The organism is Maribacter sp. 4G9 (assembly GCF_002742265.1).
In the GTDB taxonomy this organism is placed as follows: Bacteria; Bacteroidota; Bacteroidia; order Flavobacteriales; family Flavobacteriaceae; genus Maribacter.
The window spans coordinates 1-21,927 of record NZ_MDGL01000159.1; the positions used below are offsets into that span (position 1 = coordinate 1).

A 21,927-nucleotide genomic window follows, 5' to 3' on the forward strand; every position below is an offset into this window, starting at 1 on the left:
GGCCATGGGTACCGTAACGTTAAAGCCACGACTAGGTGAAGGAAGGTATGCGACTATTGATTCTTCTATCATATCTTTGTCAAGAATAAAGTACATAAAGGGTTGTTTTGGTTTGACTTATGTTTCACAACACAAATCTCTGCAACCCTGTCTTTCGATCCAAAAAAAGTTTAAACCACTTCATTTTCTATAAAGACAACTTAACATAAAATTCTCCCACCCTAATGCCTAAAAAGTTATTCAATAATGTGTGTGAGGAACAAATTTTTTCCCTAATCTATAAAAGATTTTCAAAAGAATTGTACGATACATTATATTACAGATATGGAAATCAAATAAATACAAAGGACAAAGTTCAGGATGCTTTTGTAAAATTATGGGAAAACTGTAAAAACATCGAATTTGAAAATGCAAAAGGGTTTTTATTTGTAACTGCAAAGAATTTAAGCCTAAATGAAATAAAGCACAACAAAGTAGTTTTAAACTTTGCCAATACTGCACCTACACAACAGGCCGAGGAGCCAGAGTTCATAAAAGAGGCAGATCCAAAGTTATTAAGGTATAAGGAAGCATTGGAAAAACTAACGGAGTCACAAAGGGTAGCCTTTATGTTGAGTAAAATAGAAGGAAAGAAGCACAGCGATATAGCTGCAATTCTAGGGATTAGTCAAAAAACGGTTGAAAAAAGAATCTATGCGGCCCTCAAAAAAATCAAGGAGGCTATAAAAAAGTAGTGAAAAAGGGTAGGAGTATTTTATGCGTAATTGTTTTTAATATAGAATGGACAAACTTGAAAATAAAATATTGTTAAAAAAGTGGCTGAATAGCTCAATTACCAGCGAAGAATTGAAGGTCTTAAAAACTTCGGATGATTTTGCTGATTATGAATATATTATAGATAACGCCCATAAATTTAAAGCGCCCGCTTTTGACCTAGATGATTCCTACATCACTATCAAAAATAAAATAAAGAGCGAAAAAAGAAAACGCCAATTTGCAAACCGTTCCATGTTAGCCGTCGCTGCCAGCGTGGTGGTCATTTTTGGCCTTTATTTCAGTTTTTTTAGAACGCATGTGACCACAATAACAGCAGACCATAATGGTTTTTCGGTTACCCTACCTGATGAGAGTAGTGTTATATTGACCCAGGGCAGCAGTATTGTTTATAATAAACGGTCCTGGAAACAACAACGGGACGTTACACTGAACGGAGAGGGATTTTTCAAGGTTGAGAAAGGTTCGTCCTTCGCTGTGCATGCAAAAGATGCGATCATAACGGTGCTAGGTACCCAATTCAATGTAAAGGAAGACAACGGATTAGTTGTAACATGTTATGAAGGCAAGGTCAGTATTATGGCAAATAACAAGAATACTATCTTAGAGGCTGGCAAGGAGTTAAATACAGGTATGGGAGATGCGCCCCTGGATGTTTTCATTTCGGAGCCCACATGGATATCTAACAGCTTATTATTTAAAAGCATTCCTTTGAACAAAGTAATCGAGAACATCGAAAAACAGTATGGTATAACCTTACAAATATCAAGTGCCATAGACCTAAGCCAAAATTTTACGGGAAAAATCAGCAGTGATAATTTAGAAGAAGCATTAAGAGCATTGACCGTTCCACTAAATTTACAATTCGAAATTACAGGAGACATCGTGTTAATAAAAGAATAGTATTTTGAATACTGTGTCAAGGTTATTTGTTTTATGCGTGATCTTATTGTCATCACTAGGTAATGCACAGCAAAATATTTCAAAACAATCCCTTAAAAGTGTTCTTGCAGCTTTAGAAAACGATTTCCAATGTAATTTCAATTATCACGACCAACAATTAGAATCCCATTTCGTCGATTTTAACAAACCAAAAAGTCTTTCAGAGGCACTTTCTATATTAACCGATAAAACCCTTTTCAACTTTACCCTTCTTGACAAAGAAATTATTGCCGTGTCCTTAAAGCATGATTTAAAGCGAGTGTGTGGACGCATTAGGAATGCCAACAAAAATGAGGAACAAAATAAATATACCGTTATAACCGACTATCAACGATTAACAATCGAGGGCGATAAAAATTTCACTTTTCTTTCAAAGGATGATTCTGAATTGATATTTATATACCCTCCAGATAATCGGGCAAAATCCGTTTCGATGGATTTTTTTGAAAATGAAGATTGCAGAACTATTGTTTTCGATGAGATGGTTGAGATGCTTCAACCCGTTACGCTCATCAGCAATTATCTTGCAAGGGGCATTAGTCAAAATTTAAATGGAAGCACTACCATAGACTTTAATGAGTTTGATATTCTTCCTGGACTTATTGAGCCCGATGTCCTCAAATCAATCCAAGAGCTGCCCGGCATATTGAGTGTTAACGAAACCGTCTCCAATATCAACATTCGAGGAGGTACTAGCGATCAGACCCTTATACTTTGGGACGGAATTAAAATGTACCAAACAGGTCATTTCTTTGGACTTATCTCTGCATTCAACCCCTATCTCACCAGCAGGGCTACCATAACCAAAAATGGCAGTAGTGCTTTTTATGGTGATGGCGTTTCGGGGATCGTGGAATTGGAAACGGAAAAAAAATTGAACACTACATACAAGGTTAATTGGGGCTTTAATCTTTTGAGCACAGATGCTTTTTTAGACCTACCGTTATCGCCAAAAATGTCCTTGCAACTTTCCGGCAGAAAATCCATAAATAATTTAATCGAGTCGCCCACGTATGCCTCCTATTTTGAGAAGTCTTTTCAGAACACTGAAGTAGTGGGCTTTGGAAAAGAAGAAAAACCATCACAAGTTGGTTTTTCTTTCTTTGACACCAATGCGAGATTGCTTTATAAACCTACCGAAAATGATTTATTCAATTTCAATTTTATCATCTTGGGCAACCAATTGGGTTTGACCGAGGTGGGCGATATCAATAATGAGCAGGTGTTTAGAAACAGTAATCTATCGCAAAATAACATTAGTACAGGATTGTATTACAGAAAAAATTGGAACCAAAAATTCTTTACGGATATTCAAGCATATGGTAGCTTGTACAAACTGAAATCCATAAACGCGAACATACCTGACAATCAAGCCCTGTCCCAAGAAAATCACGTTACTGAAAATGGTTTAAAGGTTGGGGGCAATATTAATTTCAATTCAGATTTAAAGCTAGCGCTAGGATATCAATACAATGAAACAGGTATCGAAAACTTTCAAGAAATAAACAATCCCTTATTTAGGCAACTGGATAAACAGGTCTTAAGAACAAATAGCCTTTATGCACAGATAAACTACACGATACCAAAACTTAAGACGGTCATTAACGGAGGAGTTAGGGCAAATCACATCAATAAATTCAACACGGTTTTGGTTGAGCCACGAATTAGTATGAACAAACGATTTTTGAAATACTTTTCCGTTCAGGTATTAGGTGAAATTAAAAGTCAGACCACCTCACAAATCATCGATTTTCAAAATGATTTCTTGGGGGTAGAGAACAGGCGATGGGTACTTTCATCTCCAAATCAAATACCCATCATTCAAGGTAAACAGCTAAGTACGGGCTTTACCTTTAAAAGAAAGGGCTGGCTTGCCAGTGTGGATGGCTATACTAAAAAAATCACAGGGATTACAAGTCAGAGCCAAGGTTTTCAAAATCAATTTGAAGATGCAAGAGAAACAGGGAGTTATACGATACAGGGCGTGGACCTCTTGGTCAACCGCCAGTATAAAAGAATAAACACCTGGTTCAGCTATTCATATACATCCAACAACTATCGTTTTAATAACTTCATGCCCAGTGTATTTCCAAATAATTTACACATTAAAAATGCCATCACTACTGGTATCAATTATACGATTGGCAATTTAAAAGTTTCCTCTGGATTAAATTGGCATACCGGAAAGCCCACTACAATTCTCCTAAACACGGAAAATGAAAACGGAGCACTGAACTACGACCTTCCAAACAATGAAAATATCAAGGACTTTTTTCGGTTGGATTTTTCAGCCATTTACAATTTCAGCATTAATGAAAATATGAAAGGCCTTGCAGGATTTTCCATTTGGAATTCATTGAATAAGCAGAACACCCTAAACCATTATTACAGAATCAGAAATGGAGAGGTCGAGGAAATAAACGAGGGAGCCCTTCCACTTACACCCAATTTTACTTTCAGGGTTTTTTTAAATTGAAGTCGTTTAAACTTTTTGGATTGAAGCGAAAATTGAAAGCATTGTGCCCAGATGAAGGCTTTTTTGAGCTGCATAGCAGGGCTACGGAGCAAGAAAAAGACGAAATATGTGTGCAATGCTGCAATTTTTTAGCCAATTTGACAAAGTTTAAACGACTTCATTATGTGAACACAATAGTATCCTTTATGTCTTGAAAAATTATTTACTTTAAAACGATTTTTTTTCGACAAGAACCTTAAAGTCAGTTTAAACTAACCATAGGTGGATGTGCCGGTCCAAGTATACAACGTGGGCCGGACTTAAGTGAGCATGGCACTAATATCGTAAATCCTTTTATGGCCATATATAACATGACTTTTTAAGTGGCACAAAAAATTCCGTTTTTTGTGGCTCAATTTAGCCAGCTTCTACTCACTAGGTGGCGAAGAAGGAAAAATATAGCAAATCATTACGGGAATATGAGCCGAGAAAAGATAGACAATGCTGGACTTTTAGTAGAAGAGAAGAAACAACGGACTCGAACATTATCTATGCGCAATCTAAATTTGATTAATGGTATTAAAAGGTACATGTAAACATCCGTTTAAAGCAAATATCCCTTTACACGAAGTGTAACTCTATTTCCAATACTTTCGTAATCACGAATAAATAGTTCAACAAGAAAAATAGCTCAGCTTGCTCGAGCGTTTTTTTGTTTGGACAATTTTCCATCAGGAGTGTAGTAAGATTATACACTCCTATGGCAATTATTTAAAATGGGGGTATAAATCCGGTTTTAATTATTCTTACCGTAAATATCCTTAAATAAGGCCACTACCCTACCTTCTTCATACGTCTTTAAATCATAGCGAATCTTTAGCTTTGTTCCAATGGGCGAGTAATAATAGATTATCCACGCATCCGCTTCCCTTGTGCCAATACATCCATTTGAATAGGCCTTTCCTAACGTTTCAGGATTGGTAGTAGGATGTATCATTTGTCCATTTCTTATCCCGTTGATTTCTGTTTCGATCCAAGGGATTTGCGGCATGATGGTCGTTTTTCCATCATCACGTTTGGTAACATAAAACTGTCTTCCGTTTGCTGGATTATAGAATTCAGGGTGCCTGACATGATCAATTATCGTCCCAATACCTGTTTTGGTACGCAAATCAGTTATACGATCCCCAAATTTCAAGTAACGTTCCCTGTTTTGACCTACTCGAACGGGAAAAGTATACAACAAAACCGAATCCTGAAATATCCTTAATTTGAATTCAGGAATATTAACATCGATTTCGGTTTTTGCAAATTCGCCAAGTATTTGATTGGCCTTTATGGAATCCGGAATATGAAGTTTACTTCCTTTAGGGAGTACGGTCAATTGTCGCTGATCATATACAAAGGAATCACGGGAAATCATCCTATAATAATCCGTATTGGCCAAGGTGTCAATTATCCATGGATTATTCCTTACAATAATATGTTCGGACAATGGATAAGGCAATAAAGAATCATATCGAATTACCAAGGAATCAATGTAATCAAAGTACTCCCTTATGGCGACATTTCTCTTTATTTGCACCATTGTTGGCAGTTCTACATCATCTCCACCGGTATTTGAAATAATTCTTTCCATCTGCCTTTCCTCTAACGCGTAGGAGTTTTTTGCATTACATGACGTCAAAATCAATAATAGGGTCCATATAACTACGTAAACGAATCTAACCATATCTGTCTTTTTCAGTAGAACTATCACTATTCCCTTAAATAATTTTATGGTCAAAAGTAGTTCCTGTGGCTGCATAAAGAAATGATCATTATCATGTCCGTTTAGGTCGAGTCTCACCAAACCACCACCTGGTTTCCATAGGCTTTTTAACAAGTCCGAATCTCTTAACAGCATATTCCTTAAGGTGTTGCGTCATTTCCTCCACAGAATCAGTAAGAAACAATAGATTCATATCCTCCTGCGAAATACTTTCATTTTTCGCCATGGTCTGAATATGGCGATAGAGTTCTTTATGATATGCCTTTCCAAAAATTACCACTGGGAAATGGTATATCATTTTAGTTTGAATCAGCGTCAATGCCTCAAAGAGTTCATCTAAAGTGCCAATACCCCCTGGCATAACAACAAAGGCATAGGAATATTTCAATAACAAAAACTTACGTACGAAGAAATAAGGAATATTAATCCATTTATGTAGATAAGGATTGGGTTTTTGCTCAAATGGTAATATAATGTTACAACCAATGGAAAAACCATTATTGAGATAGGCCCCTTTGTTAGCGGCCTCCATGATTCCCGGCCCGCCACCTGTCATCACTGCAAAACCCATTTCTGATAGCGCCTTGCCAACCTCCTCCGCTTTTTTGTAATAGATATTATCCTCCTCGAACCTTGCAGATCCAAATACTGTAACACAAGGTCCGATAAAGTGCAATTTTCGAAAGGCCCTGATGAAGTGATATTGAACCTTTAGTGTAAACCAAAATTCTTTGAATCTACTCCTTGGACCATCTAAAAAAGTACGCTCTTCACTTAAGTAGAAAGAATTCGAATCAATTTTTGACTTCTGTTTCATGGTAAATTTTTGTTGAATAAAAGTAACACCAATCTAAAAAGTAAAAGATGACAATTCTCATTACCAGTATAATATTGGTCATTTTAAAAAAAACCTTTTCAATCTATATCTGTGAATGGTTTACGTTGCAAAACCGGTATTTACCGCTTCAAAAATGGTCAGTAGGATAAAGCATTTCTTCAACCAAATAGGAGAACTATCCTATTTTGCAGGCCGCTTTTTCAAGGAGACAATTACACTTCCTTTTTGAATTCAAGGAACTGTTACGCCAATGTTACCATATGGGAAATAGGTCCTTGGTATTGGTTGTAATGACCAACTTCATTATTGGTTTAACGTGAGTTCGACTTAAGAAGATAATCTTTGATCTATAATCTCCAGGTTTAACGAAGGTTTTTTGGGAAAGAAGCTGTAGGCGATAAGTCCGGAGAGTAGGTTTGACAGGAAATTGTCAAAGCTTTCGTGCCTGGTGTGTTCGATTTGGCACATATTCTTCAGTTCGTCATTTACTGTTTCTATTATGGTCCTCTTTTTCAGCATCACTTTATCGTAGGTATGCATCAAGCTGTTCTTCATGTTCTTTCTGATCTTGATGACCAGATGCACTCCATCGACGAATAGTTTTTCAAAGAGATCGTTGCCTATGTACCCTTTGTAGCCATAGAGTTTCCCCATTATCTTCTTATGGAAATTATCACTTTTTAAAAGTTCCCTGTCATCGACATTGCCTTGGGTAAGCATAAAATCCAGGATCTCTCCTTTATCATTGATGATCCAATGAAGTTTGAACCCAAAGAACCATCCTATGGAACATTGGCCTTTGGCGGGTATTGCCTTAAAAGTCCTATGCTGCTTTTCCCATTTAATATGACAAGATCTCAAGGGTGTTGAATCTATAAAGGAAATACCTGTGCATTTACCCAAACAACACATTTGAGGAACAAGGCCATTGGAACCACCGCCTTTCGTTGAAGTTCAACAAAACGGTTGTAAGGTACCGTTTCAGGAAATTCACTTTTCAAATGTGGTTTTATATAGAAAAGATAAAAGTGTTTTAGGTTTCTGAAATTTCCGGAATGGAAGAGTACTATAAGAGTAATTACTTCACTATTGGAAAGCTTGGATTTTCTATTTCTCCTTTTAATTTCGCAATCAGCTTGAAGAAGATGTCCTTTTTGAACTTGTTCAAATTCTTGGTGAAACTCATCGATAAAACAAAAAATTTCTGTAATTCTATCGGTAGAGATCATAAGCATAAAATTAGTTAAATATTTGATTGTTAGATACTTAAATATACATATTTTCTGCTTTTTCTTTATTGTTTATTTCTGCTTTTTTACTCCATTTTATATCGAACTCACGTTCACTAAACATGTATCCGCTTTTTCTTTCTAAATGACCAATGTCATATGTCCTTCACTTTGTAAAAACTAGTTTTGGAAGAAGATAAAAAACAAGGCTATGAGAAGAAATTTAGAACGTGCTGAAAACCTTCGAATTCTGTCCAGCAACTATATTGGAAACTTGGCCTATATATCGGGAGCAAGTCCATATATAGTGCCTATGACCTATTATTATGATAGAGAAAGTAACACCATTACAAGTTACTCTTCTGAAGGACACAAGATAGCCGCAATGCGCAAAAACACTTCTATTTCTTTAATGGTGACCCAGATTAAATCAGTAGCGAATTGGCAGACTGTTCAAGTACATGGCACTTTTGAAGAATTAAAAGGTATAGATGCAAAAAATATGCTTCATGAGTTCTCGAAAGGTATAAAGGATATTTTGAGTCGCACCGAAGGGACGGACCCTGAATACATTAGTGAGTTTTCGGCCAAGATTGAATCAGAAGGTTCGCCCATCGTTTTCCGAATTAAAATTAATGCGATTACAGGTAAGAAAAGGGAATCTTAGAAAGGTCCTCGATAAGTTTAAGATGTCTTATAAAGACATCCAGTAGGTTGCTTTTATTCAATTCATATATCCTCGTTGCAATGCTTATAAAAAAATTCAGTCATATTGGTATCACGGATATTTCATACGTAGGAGGTAAAAACGCTTCTCTAGGAGAAATGTATAATAAATTGTTACCAAAAGGAGTACGCATTCCAAATGGTTTTGCCAGTACGTCCACCGCTTTTTGGAATTTCTTAAAGGAAAATGATATACAGCAAGCTCTGGAAAATATCCTATCTGGATTGGACAGAAACCAATACACGAATTTAAATCTGATAGGTAGACGGGCAAGGAACCTGATTCTTAAAAGCGAATTTTCCAAAGAATTTTCTAACGCCCTTACACGTGCCTATAAGGACCTTTGTAACGATGGTGAATTGGCTGTAGCCGTGCGCAGTAGTGCAACGGCAGAGGACCTCCCAGATGCCAGTTTTGCAGGTCAACACGATACTTTTTTAAACGTTAAAGGAGAGCCAGAGCTTTTGGAAGCTGTTAAAAAATGCTTCTCCTCTCTCTATACCGATCGCGCCATCAAATATCGAGAGGATAAGGGATTCAAACACAAAGATGTTGCCCTATCAGTGGGTGTACAGCTAATGGTACGTTCAGATAAAAGCTGTTCTGGGGTGGGTTTTACCATAGAACCTGAATCCGGCTTTGAAAACGTTGTTTTACTCTCAGGAGTTTGGGGCTTGGGTGAAAACATTGTACAAGGCACGGTAAACCCAGACGAGTTTTATGTCTTTAAACCTAACCTTAGGAAGGACATGTATCCCATTATTCAGAAAAAACTGGGCGATAAAAAACTGACCATGGTCTATGCCTCGGAAAAAGAAAAGGAAACCACCTTGAACATCGATACTCCATTAGAACTACAAGAACAGTATGTATTGACCGACAATGAAATTATAACCTTGGCCAAGTGGGCCCTACTAATAGAGGAACATTACCACAAACCCATGGATATTGAATGGGCCAAGGATGGAATTACAAAAGAATTGTTCATCACCCAGGCCCGTCCAGAAACGGTCCACCATACCAAGAACAAAAACATACACGTAGAGTATCAACTGTTGCAGGAGGGCAAAGTGCTGGTAAAAGGAGATGCTGTTGGTTCTAAAATCAAAATAGGTTATCCTGTACTTTTGAACTCTCCCTTAGAAGCGGGGCCTTTGACCAAAGAGTCCATTATTGTGACGGACACCATTACGCCAGATTGGGATCCCTTGCTCAAAAAGGTCGGTGGAATTATTACCAATAAAGGGGGTAGAACCAGTCATGCGGCCATAGTTGCCCGTGAATTGGGTGTCCCTGCTATTGTAGGTTGTGGCAACGCTACAGAAGAAATAGTCAACGGTGAAATGATTACCATGTCCTGTGCCCAAGGAAAGATCGGGTATATTTATGAAGGGGAACTCCCTTTTAAGGAACGTGAAATCGATTTTTCAGGCATCCATCTTCCAAAAACAGAAGCCAAAATGATTTTGGCCGATCCGGAAAACGCTTTTCAACTTTCATTTTATCCCAATAATGGAATCGGTTTATTGCGGATGGAATTTATCATTACGCATTCCGTCCAGATACACCCTATGGCCTTGGTGAAATATGATGAATTAAAAGACCCCAAAGTAAAAAATAAGATAGAGCAATTGACAAGCCAATACGCCAACAAGACCGACTATTTTATTGATAAACTGGCGGAAGGAATAGCAGTTATAGCCGCGGCTTTTTATCCAAAAGAAGTCATTGTAAGGTTAAGTGATTTTAAGACGAACGAATATGCCAACCTTATAGGGGGAACGGATTTTGAACCCCAGGAGGAAAACCCTATGCTGGGTTTTAGGGGAGCATCACGATATTACAGTGATTTATATAAAGATGGTTTTACCCTGGAATGTGCCGCGATAAAAAAAGTACGGGAAAAAATGGGGCTCATCAATCTTAAGGTTATGGTTCCTTTTTGCAGAACTGTCGAAGAAGGTAAAAAAGTACTTAAAGTGATGGAAGATAATGGACTTAAACGTACCGAAAATGGTTTGAAAGTATATACCATGGTAGAGATTCCAAGCAATGTTATATTAGCCGAAGAATTTGCGAAAATCTTCGATGGGTTCTCTATTGGGTCTAATGACCTGACCCAATTAACATTGGGCATTGATAGGGATTCCGAAATTATGGGAAAACTGTTCAATGAAAATGATGAAGCCGTCAAACGTATGATTTCAATGGCAATTAAATCCGCAAAAAAATCAAATATAAAAATTGGATTATGCGGTCAAGCTCCCAGTGACTTTCCTGAGTTTGCAAAATTTCTTATTCAAGAAGGGATTGATAGTATTTCCTTTAATCCTGATGCTTTACTACAAGGTATAGAAAATATCAACAAGGCCGAACAACAGAAAGTCACTTTTGGAACGGCAGAAAGTAGCAATTAGCACTAAATCCTTATCATGAAAGATGATATTGCCCTATCTTAATTAAGGACCTATAAAAAAGAAATTCAATCTAGAAGGTATCTTAAAAAATTTCTTCTTTTGTTTTTGAAGACTAAGTGGATTAACATTAAAGAATCCCATAAATTTGTTAGCCACAAAACCCTTTACCTGTGAGCAAAGCCATATACATTGCCACCACTGAACCAAATAGTGGAAAATCGATAGTTTCTTTAGGATTAATGCAACTCCTACTGGGAAAAGCGGCAAAAGTTGGCTTTTTCAGGCCAATAATAGACGACTTTGAAAAAGGGACTATGGACAGCCATATCCATACTATCATTACCCATTTTGAATTGGATTTGGAATTTAAAGATGCCTACGCTTATACTAGAAGTGAAGTTGTAAAACAAAAAAACTTAGACAGGGACGACGAAATTCTTGGTCAAATAATACATAAATACAAGGCTATAGAGGACCGTTTCGACTTTATCCTTGTTGAGGGAACAGATTTTTCTGGCGAAGGTGCGATAATCGAGTGGGATATCAATGTGCTTGTGGCCAAAAACCTTGGCATTCCTACAGTAATTATTGCAAGCGGAACCGGTAAAACTTTGGAAGAACTCATCGGCAACCTTTTTATGGCCTATGATTCCTTTAAAGAAAAGGGTGTAGAAGTATTATTGACCGTTGCCAATAAAGTTGAGCCAAAAAATATTGATATTGTAACTACGGGGTTACAAAAGAAACTTCCAAATAATGTTTTGGTAGGTGTCATTCCAACAAATCCGCTATTGGGGAACCCCACTGTCAAAGAAATCTCAAAAGAACTGGAGGCCAAAATACTATTTGGTGAAGAATTTTTGAACAACCAAGCCGGTGGCTTTAGTGTTGGTGCAATGCAATTGAGGAATTATCTCACCCATCTTAAGAAGGACAGCTTGGTGATTACACCAGGCGATAGGGCAGATATAATATTAGGGGCTTTACAGGCAAATATTTCTGCCAATTATCCCAATATTTCCGGGATTGTATTAACGGGTGGATTGTTGCCGGAGAAATCAATTGTTAAATTGATTAAAGGACTGTCCGATATTGTACCCATCCTATCCGTACAGGGAGGTACTTTTTCCGTAACAAACCAAATTGGTACCATTCGACCCAAAATCTACGCTGAGAACACCGTAAAAATCAATACATCCATACAGGAATTTGAGAAACATGTTCCCACCACCCAACTGGCGGAACGGTTAATAACGTTTAAGCCCCGTGGTATAACCCCCAGAATGTTCCAGTACAATCTCTTAAAAAGGGCGAAATCGGAAAAAAAACACATTGTGCTACCAGAAGGTACGGATGAGCGCATTCTGCTCGCCACTAAAAAGCTCATAGATGCAGATGCCGTAACCCTTACACTATTGGGAAACCCAGAAGAAATCAAGAGTAAAATCATTGAATTGGATATAGTTTTGGATGCATCGGCCATAAACATCGTAAATCCAGCGGAGTCACCACATTTCTTGGAGTACGCAACTACCCTTTTTGAACTAAGAAAGCATAAGAACGTTAATCTGGCCATGGCAAAAGACTTGATGGAAGATGTTTCCTATTTTGGCACAATGATGGTGTACATGGGACACGCGGATGGCATGGTATCCGGAGCCGTGCATACCACACAACATACCATAAGGCCCGCCCTGCAATTTATTAAGACAAGGCCAGGGGTCTCTATTGTTTCCTCTGTATTCTTTATGTGCTTGCCCAATAGGGTAACTATCTTTGGAGATTGTGCCATCAATCCCAATCCTACCGCGGAACAACTTTCAGAAATTGCCATCTCATCTGCGGCTACCAGTATTGCTTTTGGTATTGAACCCAAAATAGCCATGCTTTCATATTCATCAGGAGCCTCGGGTGTTGGTGAAGATGTAGATCGCGTAAGGAAAGCAACCGAAATCATCAGGGAAAAAAGACCGGAACTAAAAGTGGAAGGTCCAATTCAATACGATGCAGCCGTTGACAGTAAGGTAGGTCTCGCCAAACTACCCGATTCCCAGGTAGCAGGCCAGGCAAGCGTCTTCATTTTTCCTGATCTCAATACAGGAAACAACACTTATAAGGCCGTACAACGGGAAACTGGAGCACTGGCCATTGGTCCAATGCTACAAGGTCTTAATAAACCGGTTAACGATCTTAGCCGTGGATGTACTGTAGAGGACATTTACAATACGGTCATTATTACGGCAATACAGGCCCAAGGTCTTTAATATAAAAATGAATAATGAAAATACTTGTTCTCAATTCCGGAAGCTCCTCGATTAAGTTCAAACTTTTAGAAATGCCTTTGGAAAAGATAATTTGCTCCGGAATGGTGGAACGTATTGGTTATGAAGATGCTATACTGCGCTTTAAAAAGGATGATATCAATGTTCAAGAAACCGTTCCAATAAAGACGCATCGAGAAGGGTTAAGTATCCTTGCCAACTATTTGACACATACGCAAAAAGGGGCAATTGAAAATCCGCAAGATATCCATGCGGTAGGTCACCGTGTCGTACATGGTGGCGATTCCTTTGCGGAAACGACACTAATCACCGAGGCTGTAAAAGATGAAATAAATTACTATTCCGCATTGGCCCCATTGCACAATCCACCTAACCTGGAAGGTATTGAAATTGCAGAAAAATTATTTCCAACGGCAAAACAGGTGGCCGTATTTGATACGGCCTTCTATCAAACCATGCCGATTAAGGCTAGAAAGTATGCTATTCCTAATGAATTTTATACCGAGGACAACATTAAGGTTTATGGATTCCACGGTACCAGTCATAAATACGTTTCCGAAAAAGCCATAAAATATCTTGGCCGGGAAACCTCAAAAATAATATCCATTCATTTAGGAAATGGATGTAGTATGACGGCTATAGTTAACGGTAAAAGTGTGGACCACAGTTTGGGCTTTGCCCCTTCCAATGGCCTGATCATGGGGTCAAGAAGTGGAGATATAGACCATTCAGTTATATTTCACTTGGTGGATGGTTTAGGTTACTCCCTAAACGAGGTAAAACAATTATTGAATAAAAAAAGTGGAATGCTTGGCCTAACAGGATCTAGTGATTTACGGGATATACAAGCAAAAGCAGAAAAAGGGGACAAAAACTGTCAATTGGCACTTGACATGAACGCCTACCGAATTAAAAAATATATTGGAGGATATACAGCGGCAATGAACGGACTCGATGCTATCATATTTACAGCCGGTATTGGGGAGAACTCCAGTTTAATTCGAAAACTTGCCTGTTTGGACATGGATTATCTGGGTATTAAATTGGATTCGGTCAAAAATGAAAAACTGTCAAATGTATTACGAGAAATAAATACCGATTCCTCCCAGGTCAAGATTTTGGTTATTCCTACCAATGAAGAATTAGAGATTGCAAAACAAGTATTTAATTTAATTTCTTAGTCAATTATTATTTCTTTTAACGGTCCTATTACTCCTGCCTCGATTTGTATTGTTTTTTTCATGATAGCTACTAATATTCTCTTCGCTATAATTTTGAATTCTTTCATAACGCGAGCGCGCTAAATTTGCATCATTGTATCTTGATGGCAACTCTTTCCTGCGTACCCAAACTTCACCCTCTGTAGATACTCCAAAAAATAGGACATTGAAGTAACATATGGGGAGGACTACAAAAAAACAGATACGGAAATTGCGAGTGCAGCGGTGAACGCCTTAGAATGGAATACAGCTATACCCAAAGAAAAAATAATGGTATTTGTGGAAGATGGTTATATTCATTTGTCCGGGCAAGTTTCTTGGGAATATCAAAGGAAATTGGCCCAACATATCTTACAAGATCTTTTGGGTGTAAAGGGAATCATTAATAGAATAGAAATAGTACCTTATATTGAGTCAAATAACAAAAACCTACGAGCGCTTGGCCGGTCTTGACGCTAAAGGAATACGCATACAGATAGATGATGATACGGGGTGGCTCAAGGGAAGGGTATATTCTTTTAAGAAACGGGAACTTGCAGAGAAGACCGCTTATAAAGCACTTGGTGTACGGCATGTTCAGAATGATATTGTAGTTCTGTATTATCCTGAATTTTTTTCTGAAAAATATGGACAAAATGACCTAGGTCATTTTGTGTAAATATTTAGCACAGTATTTTAGCTATATATTTAAAAGAAAAAGTTCATTGAAAAATACAATATACTTAGTAATCGATTTCGAAAACTAAGTTGTTAGATAAGAAGAGGTTAAGGAAGCCCATTTTAAACCGTTTGTATCACCAAGGGATATAGCAATATATTCCATATGGATCAATGTAAGTGGAAATTGGGTTGAAGAACATCTTCTAGGAAACCAAGGCACCTTGGTGCCTCGGTTTCTTTTTACATACGATATTGGTCTATAGTTCCATAAGGAAAAATGGACCATAGTGTAACGGAAGATATCGTTGATGCTAAAATCGTCTTTTAGGTCATTTTAGAAATAAAGCGTTTTACAAGCTAGATAGAAAGCATAAACAAATTTGAACGTTTCACGGAAAACAGGAGATTTTAGTCTCCTGTTTTTTTATGCCGTATTAACAATTTATACCTCAAAAATCTTGGACAGAAGTTGTACAGAAAGCAATCTCAGTTTTTTGTCGATATATTCTTTTGTTAAGAATCCATATTCGTCAAAAGCTGTAGCCTTCATATGGTATAATTCCCAGACGCATGAAAATTAAAAGAGTCTCATTAGCAGGTATTTACAATTATAAATCTTTTGTATACACCCGGTAAATCATCAAATTCAAGAATCATGACCGAGGTCATTTCGTGTACATTGTTTCCAACCTATTTTTAGATTGAATTTTTAATGAACACAATAATTTTAAAACCAAAATTATGACAAACGATAGTGGAAATGTTTTACTGGCATTATTAACAGGAGCCGCCATAGGCGCGGGAATAGGAATTCTTTATGCTCCCGATAAGGGCGTTGAGACACGCCATAAAATTAAAAGGAAAGTTGACGATACCGCTCATGATCTTGCAGATCGTTTATCTCACGCCAAAGATGAACTTACAAAATCGGCGAACGAAAAAAAGGACGCTTTTGATAGAAAATTGGATGAAGCCATTTCAACAATGAGCTACAAGGCGGATGATATTATTGAAAATCTAGAGCGTAAACTCGAAGAACTTAAAAGGAAGAACGCCCAACTACAAAAATAGTAGCTATGGCCTTTGATGAATTCAAAGAAAACCTCTTGGGTGCAGAAGCCGAAATGAGGTCTTATATGGAAACTAGCGACGAGTATGTGAGACTCAGGATATTCAAGATTCTCATGCACTTTGTTACCTCTATCTTTCAATCGCTGCTCATTGGTATGGTTTCCGTTTTTGCTTTACTCTTTTTATCGTTCGCCGCCTGTTTGGCAATATCAGAATCAATGGACAATTACTATGGCGGTTTTATTATAATTGGTACTTTTTATGTACTCGTAATAATTATGTTTTATATTTTCAGGAAGAAATTAAACGCTCCTATCCTAAGGAAATTTTCTAATTATTATTTCGAACAACGATGAAAAGGGAGTACAGTTCATTTGAGGAAATGGATACCCGCTTAAAAATATTAAAGCTGGAGCGGGAAATAAGTCAAGAAAGCCTAAAAATTCATTATTATCGAGCCAAAACAGATTTAGCTCCTTTGAATTTAATTAAAAGCCTAGGTTCGAACATTGGAACCAGCGGTGGATGGAAAAATTTAATCGTGGCATATTTTGCAAAAAAAGTAATGGATTTTATTCGCAATAGGCGTCAATCTTAAATTCAATTTTTATTTTTCATCCGGAATCCGCAACAGTTTCAAGTTCGTTTTTGTTCAAAATAACAATTCTTCTGCTACGATCTGTGGTAATTAAGCCTTCATCCTTAAAGTCAGAAAGGGTACGAATGGCCGTTTCCGTTGCTGTACCTATCATGCCGGCAAAATCCTCACGGGGAATAGACTTTCCATCTTCTGGTTTATCCTTGATCAATCCCTTGTCATATAGCTCCAAAAGGGCCTTTGCGGCACGTTGTCTCACTGAAGCAAAAGCCATGTCTACCAACTGAGTTTGAACATCAATTAGATTATTAGAAATGATATTGATGAATTTTTGGGAGACCATAGGGTTTCCATATAGCAGTTTTAGGAAGTCCTTTTTGGGTATCGCACCAATTTCAGCATCTTCCAAAACAACTGCATTCTCTACATAAGTCCCGGCCACATTAAGCAATGATAATTGTCCTAAAAAATCACCTGGGCCATAGATTCCGGTGACAAGTTCCTTACCAGATTCCGTGCCTTTGTATGTTTTTATTGTTCCAGCTACTATGAAATAAAGCGACTGGGCATTGTCGCCTTCCCAAAAAACCATTTCCTTTTTCTCAAAAGGCCTTGCGGTGCGGTTTTTAGAAAGTCCTTCCAAATCAACATATTCTGAAGCCTCCGCTAGAAATGAATGGATACCCTCTAGTTTTTTTGCAATTTCCTTTTCTAAATTGTCATGCTTTTTCAAGCGACAAGAAATCGCATCCAATAACTCTTCCTCTTCGAAAGGTTTGGTTAAATAGTCGTCGGCACCAAGGTTCATCCCCATTCGCCTATCGGACCTATCTGTTTTTGCCGTTAGAAAAATAAACGGAGTACTTGATGTTCCACTATTATCGGCTAAAGACCTTAGTACCTCATATCCATCCATTTGTGGCATCATGATATCACAGATAACTAAGTCGGGTAAAAATTCCTTGGCCTTTTCCAATCCAATTTTCCCGTTTTCTGCGGTTATTACGTTATAATTGGCCAAAGTCATTATTTCTGCCGTATTTTCCCTTACAGTTTCATTATCCTCTATCAATAGAATTGTTTTCATTTTCTTCTAGCATTTAAGGAATCTATTTAATTAAAGTACATCTATGTCGTTTTTAATGGTTTAACAGATACTTCTTTTGGTTAACACCTTATTCATTTGACTCTTTACATCCCAATCCCAGCTATTACCATTACACTGATTAGGAATAAAACTTGGCGAAGAACTTGTTGTAAATTTTTAAATAAATGTATTGCGGATATATAGGGAAAGAAATGATTTTGGTCATACCAGTACTAATAAGACTAAATATGATGATTGTCATTTTAACCAAGGAACTAAGAAAGTATTTTTGCGCGAGCTTCAATTAAAGTCTATATGAATGTTGGATTGGTACTATCAGGAGGAGGCGTTAGGGGCGTAGCTCATATTGGTGCCATAAAGGCACTTGAGGAAATTGGTGTCCACCCATCCCATATTGCCGGGACCAGTTCAGGAGCCATAGTTGGTGCACTATATGCCGGGGGTCGCAATTGGGAAGAAATATTGGAATTTTTTAAAACAACACAAGTTTTCAGTATTGATAAATATGCACGAAACAAACCTGGGTTTGTGGATACTGAAAAATTTTATGAGCACTTAAAGGCTTATCTTCCCAAGGATAGTTTTTCATCCTTAAGGATATCCTTGCATGTCACCGCGACCAATCTTTTGGACGGTACTTTAAAAATCTTCAACAAAGGTGAGCTCATTAAACCTGTATTGGCCTCTGCAGCCGTTCCTGGATTATTCGCACCTGTTTCCTTTAAAGACGGCTATTATGTTGACGGAGGCACTTTGAACAATTTTCCAGTTGAACTTATTAAAGAATTTTGCGATCAGATTGTAGGAATCTATGTAAATCCATTTGAAAAAATAAAAAAAACGGAGTTGAAGCATGCCCATAATGTATTAGAGCGAGCTTACCATATAATGGTTGCCAACGAAACTGCCCTAAAATTTGCTCATTGTGATGTTTTGATACGTCCAGAGCACATGGCAGAGTTTAGTATGTTTTCCCTAAAAAATATAGATACCCTTTTTGAACTGGGGTACAAATCCGCCAAAGAGGCCTTAGGAAACAGTAGTCTTGTTAAAGGTCCTAAAAACTAGACGATTGAAAATTAGACTAGCAATTATATCTAAATTTTATCAAGTATATATAGACCCTTATTAAATTTCCCTTGCACTTAAGGGGGATATCACCTAAAAAGAAATAAGGGAAACCCATCCCAAATGAATCCATTCTAAATAGATACTAATGGATTCATTTGAGAGGGGATTATTTTTGATAAAAGTTTATAAGTAAATTAATTTATGAAATCTGTACCTTTTTGGGAGGTATTTTTTTTGCTTCTTCCTTTTTTGCAAGAGTAAAGCTTAAAATACCATCGTTGTACTTGGCTTTTATAGCTTCCTGTTTTACAGTTTCAGGCAATTGCAAGGAGCGTTGAAAAGCGTTATAACTAAATTCTTTTCGGGTATAGTTTTCCTCCTTCTCCTCATCAGAAGTAGACTTTTCAGCGGAAATATTTAAACAGCCGTCTTCAATGGTAACTTCAAAATCCTCTTTGGCAAAACCAGGTGCCGCCAATTCAATTTCGAACTTGTCATCGTTTTCCTTTATATTCAAGGCAGGTTCTGATCTCTTACCGTTCCAGAATTGATCGGGCATCATATCCCTGGCCCAACTGCGGTTATCAAAGAAATCGTCCATATCAAAAAAATCTTGGGTAATCAAATTACCAAAAGGTCTTCTTTTAAATTTTACGAGTGACATAACATTTTTATTTTAAGGTTAAACATTAGTTTTATAAATCGAAAATAGTTGCTATAAGCACTTATCAAAATGATGTAGGTCAGTCCCATCTATTTTCTTGCCTTTACTTTTGAGAAAACAAAAAACGGTATGTCCTCAAGCAAATTTGACATTCAAGGATTGACAGATCTGGAAGTGGAGACTTCCAGAAAACAATACGGATCAAATACCTTGACCTATAAGAGTGAAAATGGATTTTTTGATGCACTAAAAAGTTTAGCCAAGGAGCCCATGGTCATCTTGCTTTTGGTTGCCTCATCTATCTATTTTATGAGCGGAAATGTTGGAGACGGTGTTTTTTTGGCGGTAGCGATTGTTTTAGTAGCCTCTATTTCACTTTATCAGGATTCTAGGAGCAGAAAGGCAATTGAAAAACTAAAAGCACTTACACAACCTAATTGCAATGTCATACGTAATGGAGAGGTCATTGGAATACCTAGCGAACAGGTTGTTATTGGAGATAGTCTTATGGTCGAGGAGGGTACCTTAATCCCGGCTGATGGAACCATTATCCATTCCAATGATTTTTCCGTCAACGAGTCCATCTTAACAGGAGAATACCTTGCTGTTTTTAAAGACTCAGAAAAGGACAATAAATCCATTTTTAGTGGTACGACAGTAGTAAGTGGCTTGGCCATTGCCACCGTAGTGGCAATAGGCAATAATACGGAACTAGGGAAAATAGGTAAAAGTCTGGAGTCTATCCAAGAAGAAAAAACACCCCTAGAAAGACAAATCTCAAATTTTGTCAAAAAAATGTCCGTTTGGGGCCTGGCAGTCTTTCTGTTGGTATGGGCAATTAATTATTATAAATCCTTGGATTTGTTGGATAGCTTGCTCAAGGCCCTCACAATTGCGATGAGCATTCTGCCAGAGGAAATACCGGTAGCTTTTACAACATTTATGGCATTGGGAACTTGGCGCCTAATGAAAATGGGGGTTTTGGTAAAACAAATAAAAACTGTTGAAACCTTGGGCGGCGCTACGGTAATCTGTGCAGACAAAACCGGCACCCTTACCCAAAACAAAATGAGTTTGGCAAAGCTCTTTGTATTACAATCTGGAGAAACATCAGATCCAAGGACTGAAATGGGCCAAGCTGAGAAAGAATTGATCACACTGGCCATGTGGGCAAGTGAACCAATTCCCTTTGATCCTATGGAAGTCGCACTCCATAATGCCTATGATCAGTTTATAGATAGCGACGAAAGATTAAATTACCAAATGGTGCATGAATACCCAATTGGAGGTAAACCGCCAATGATGACGCATCTTTTCCAAAATGCAAATGGCCATCGTATCATTGCGGCCAAAGGAGCTCCTGAAGCATTTTTTGAAATTTCAAATTTAACCACACAGGAAAAGTCCCAATTAGAAGCGACCATAAAAAGTTTGGGAAAACAGGGCTATAGGTTATTAGGGGTAGGACAGGCCCATTTTATGGGTATGGAATTTCCTAAAAAACAACAAGAATTCAAATTCGATTTTAAAGGAATCGTAGCCTTTTATGATCCACCCAAAGAAAATATATCCAAGGTATTGGCCTCTTTTGATAAAGCTGGAATCGATGTGAAATTGGTTACCGGAGACAATTTGGAAACAGCAATTGCGATAGCTAAGGAAATTGATTTTATTGGATACGAACGATGCATGTCCGGCGATGAATTGATGCAATTAAACGATGTTGAATTAAGGGAAAAAGTTAAAACAACCCAGGTTTATACACGTATGTTTCCTGACGCCAAGCTCCGCATTATCAATGCCATTAAGGCAAATAATGAGGTGGTAGCCATGATTGGTGACGGGGTAAATGACGGCCCTGCTTTAAAAGCGTCACATTTTGGAATCGCTATGGGTAAAAAAGGAACTGAAATTGCCAAACGACACTATCCCACCAAGTGTGTAAGTTAAAAATAACGAGGGTTGGACTTTTATCTAAAGTCTGACCCTTTTTTCATAGATTGTAAGGAACTGGTTTAAAATTATGCCCCAGTTCCTGATGGGCATGGACCACTTCTTGGTGGCCTCCCTTGTTGCCAAATATACGGATTTCATCACCGC

Annotated in this window: 18 protein-coding genes and 3 pseudogenes; 15 read left to right on the top strand and 6 right to left on the bottom strand. The window is 37.7% G+C overall.

The window, feature by feature from the left end:
- Positions 1-224 precede the first annotated feature (224 nt).
- Genes BFP75_RS15950 through BFP75_RS15960 form a run of 3 tightly spaced genes read left to right on the top strand, consistent with a single transcriptional unit; the run spans position 225 to position 4,192 of the window.
- Positions 225-734, top strand: a complete 510-nt coding sequence (locus tag BFP75_RS15950; protein ID WP_099546359.1) for an RNA polymerase sigma factor — start codon at positions 225-227, stop codon at positions 732-734.
- A 46-nt stretch (positions 735-780) separates the two neighbouring features.
- Positions 781-1,677 carry a FecR family protein gene (locus BFP75_RS15955; RefSeq protein ID WP_099546360.1) on the top strand — a complete coding sequence of 299 codons (897 nt, stop codon included), beginning with the start codon at positions 781-783 and terminating at the stop codon, positions 1,675-1,677.
- 46 nt (positions 1,678-1,723) lie between these two features.
- The gene (locus tag BFP75_RS15960) at positions 1,724-4,192 is read left to right on the top strand and encodes a TonB-dependent receptor plug domain-containing protein (protein WP_099546361.1); all 2,469 of its coding nucleotides are present in this window, start codon (positions 1,724-1,726) and stop codon (positions 4,190-4,192) included.
- Positions 4,193-4,967: 775 nt separating this feature from the next.
- On the opposite strand, the gene BFP75_RS15970 is transcribed toward BFP75_RS15960, so the two are convergent.
- Both BFP75_RS15970 and BFP75_RS15975 read right to left on the bottom strand, forming a co-directional pair.
- The gene (locus tag BFP75_RS15970; protein WP_240531812.1) at positions 4,968-5,810 is read right to left on the bottom strand and encodes a L,D-transpeptidase; all 843 of its coding nucleotides are present in this window, start codon (positions 5,808-5,810) and stop codon (positions 4,968-4,970) included.
- A gap of 184 nt (positions 5,811-5,994) precedes the next feature.
- Positions 5,995-6,759, bottom strand: a complete 765-nt coding sequence (locus tag BFP75_RS15975; RefSeq protein ID WP_099546363.1) for a TIGR00730 family Rossman fold protein — start codon at positions 6,757-6,759, stop codon at positions 5,995-5,997.
- Positions 6,760-6,913: 154 nt separating this feature from the next.
- Here BFP75_RS15975 and BFP75_RS22435 point away from each other — a divergent pair.
- Positions 6,914-7,094, top strand: a pseudogene (locus BFP75_RS22435) (ABC transporter permease); the annotation flags it as partial.
- 13 nt (positions 7,095-7,107) lie between these two features.
- On the opposite strand, the pseudogene BFP75_RS15985 reads toward BFP75_RS22435, so the two are convergent.
- Positions 7,108-8,009: pseudogene (locus BFP75_RS15985) on the bottom strand (IS982 family transposase).
- Positions 8,010-8,220: 211 nt separating this feature from the next.
- Between BFP75_RS15985 and BFP75_RS15990 the strand changes: the two are divergent.
- From BFP75_RS15990 to BFP75_RS16035, 9 genes are all read left to right on the top strand, one after another.
- Positions 8,221-8,676: a pyridoxamine 5'-phosphate oxidase family protein gene (locus tag BFP75_RS15990; RefSeq protein WP_099546364.1), complete on the top strand. Its 456-nt coding sequence runs from the start codon at positions 8,221-8,223 to the stop codon at positions 8,674-8,676.
- An 80-nt stretch (positions 8,677-8,756) separates the two neighbouring features.
- Positions 8,757-11,153 carry a phosphoenolpyruvate synthase gene (ppsA, locus tag BFP75_RS15995; protein ID WP_099546365.1) on the top strand — a complete coding sequence of 799 codons (2,397 nt, stop codon included), beginning with the start codon at positions 8,757-8,759 and terminating at the stop codon, positions 11,151-11,153.
- A gap of 170 nt (positions 11,154-11,323) precedes the next feature.
- Positions 11,324-13,417, top strand: coding sequence for a phosphate acetyltransferase (gene pta, locus BFP75_RS16000; RefSeq protein WP_099546366.1), 2,094 nt, complete (start codon positions 11,324-11,326; stop codon positions 13,415-13,417).
- 14 nt (positions 13,418-13,431) lie between these two features.
- Positions 13,432-14,616 (top strand): acetate/propionate family kinase, encoded by a 1,185-nt coding sequence (locus BFP75_RS16005; RefSeq protein ID WP_099546367.1) that lies wholly within the window; start codon positions 13,432-13,434, stop codon positions 14,614-14,616.
- Positions 14,617-14,865: 249 nt separating this feature from the next.
- Positions 14,866-15,108, top strand: a complete 243-nt coding sequence (locus BFP75_RS22750; protein WP_410504093.1) for a BON domain-containing protein — start codon at positions 14,866-14,868, stop codon at positions 15,106-15,108.
- Entirely contained in the window at positions 15,065-15,313 is a 249-nt protein-coding gene (locus BFP75_RS16015) for a BON domain-containing protein (RefSeq protein WP_123803489.1), read from the top strand. Before BFP75_RS22750 ends, BFP75_RS16015 begins: the two co-directional genes overlap by 44 nt.
- Before the next feature lie 743 nt (positions 15,314-16,056).
- Entirely contained in the window at positions 16,057-16,386 is a 330-nt protein-coding gene (locus BFP75_RS16025) for a YtxH domain-containing protein (protein WP_099546371.1), read from the top strand.
- A 5-nt stretch (positions 16,387-16,391) separates the two neighbouring features.
- Positions 16,392-16,742 (top strand): hypothetical protein, encoded by a 351-nt coding sequence (locus BFP75_RS16030; protein WP_099546372.1) that lies wholly within the window; start codon positions 16,392-16,394, stop codon positions 16,740-16,742.
- Positions 16,739-16,984, top strand: a complete 246-nt coding sequence (locus tag BFP75_RS16035; protein ID WP_099546373.1) for a DUF6327 family protein — start codon at positions 16,739-16,741, stop codon at positions 16,982-16,984. The genes BFP75_RS16030 and BFP75_RS16035 overlap by 4 nt, the downstream gene beginning before the upstream one ends.
- 16 nt (positions 16,985-17,000) lie before the next feature.
- Here BFP75_RS16035 and BFP75_RS16040 read toward each other — a convergent pair whose 3' ends face one another.
- Positions 17,001-18,071, bottom strand: a complete 1,071-nt coding sequence (locus tag BFP75_RS16040; RefSeq protein ID WP_099546374.1) for a response regulator — start codon at positions 18,069-18,071, stop codon at positions 17,001-17,003.
- A gap of 315 nt (positions 18,072-18,386) precedes the next feature.
- On the opposite strand from BFP75_RS16040, the gene BFP75_RS16045 reads away from it, so the two are divergent.
- On the top strand, positions 18,387-19,160 hold the full coding sequence (locus tag BFP75_RS16045) for a patatin-like phospholipase family protein (protein WP_099546375.1): 774 nt from the start codon (positions 18,387-18,389) through the stop codon (positions 19,158-19,160).
- Between the two features lie 202 nt (positions 19,161-19,362).
- On the opposite strand, the gene BFP75_RS16050 is transcribed toward BFP75_RS16045, so the two are convergent.
- Entirely contained in the window at positions 19,363-19,827 is a 465-nt protein-coding gene (locus tag BFP75_RS16050) for an Hsp20/alpha crystallin family protein (protein ID WP_099546376.1), read from the bottom strand.
- Between the two features lie 129 nt (positions 19,828-19,956).
- Between BFP75_RS16050 and BFP75_RS16055 the strand changes: the two genes are divergently transcribed.
- Entirely contained in the window at positions 19,957-21,777 is a 1,821-nt protein-coding gene (locus BFP75_RS16055) for a cation-translocating P-type ATPase (protein WP_099546377.1), read from the top strand.
- Positions 21,778-21,801: 24 nt separating this feature from the next.
- Here the strand turns inward: BFP75_RS16055 and BFP75_RS22440 are convergent.
- Positions 21,802-21,927: pseudogene (locus tag BFP75_RS22440) on the bottom strand (IS256 family transposase); the annotation flags it as partial.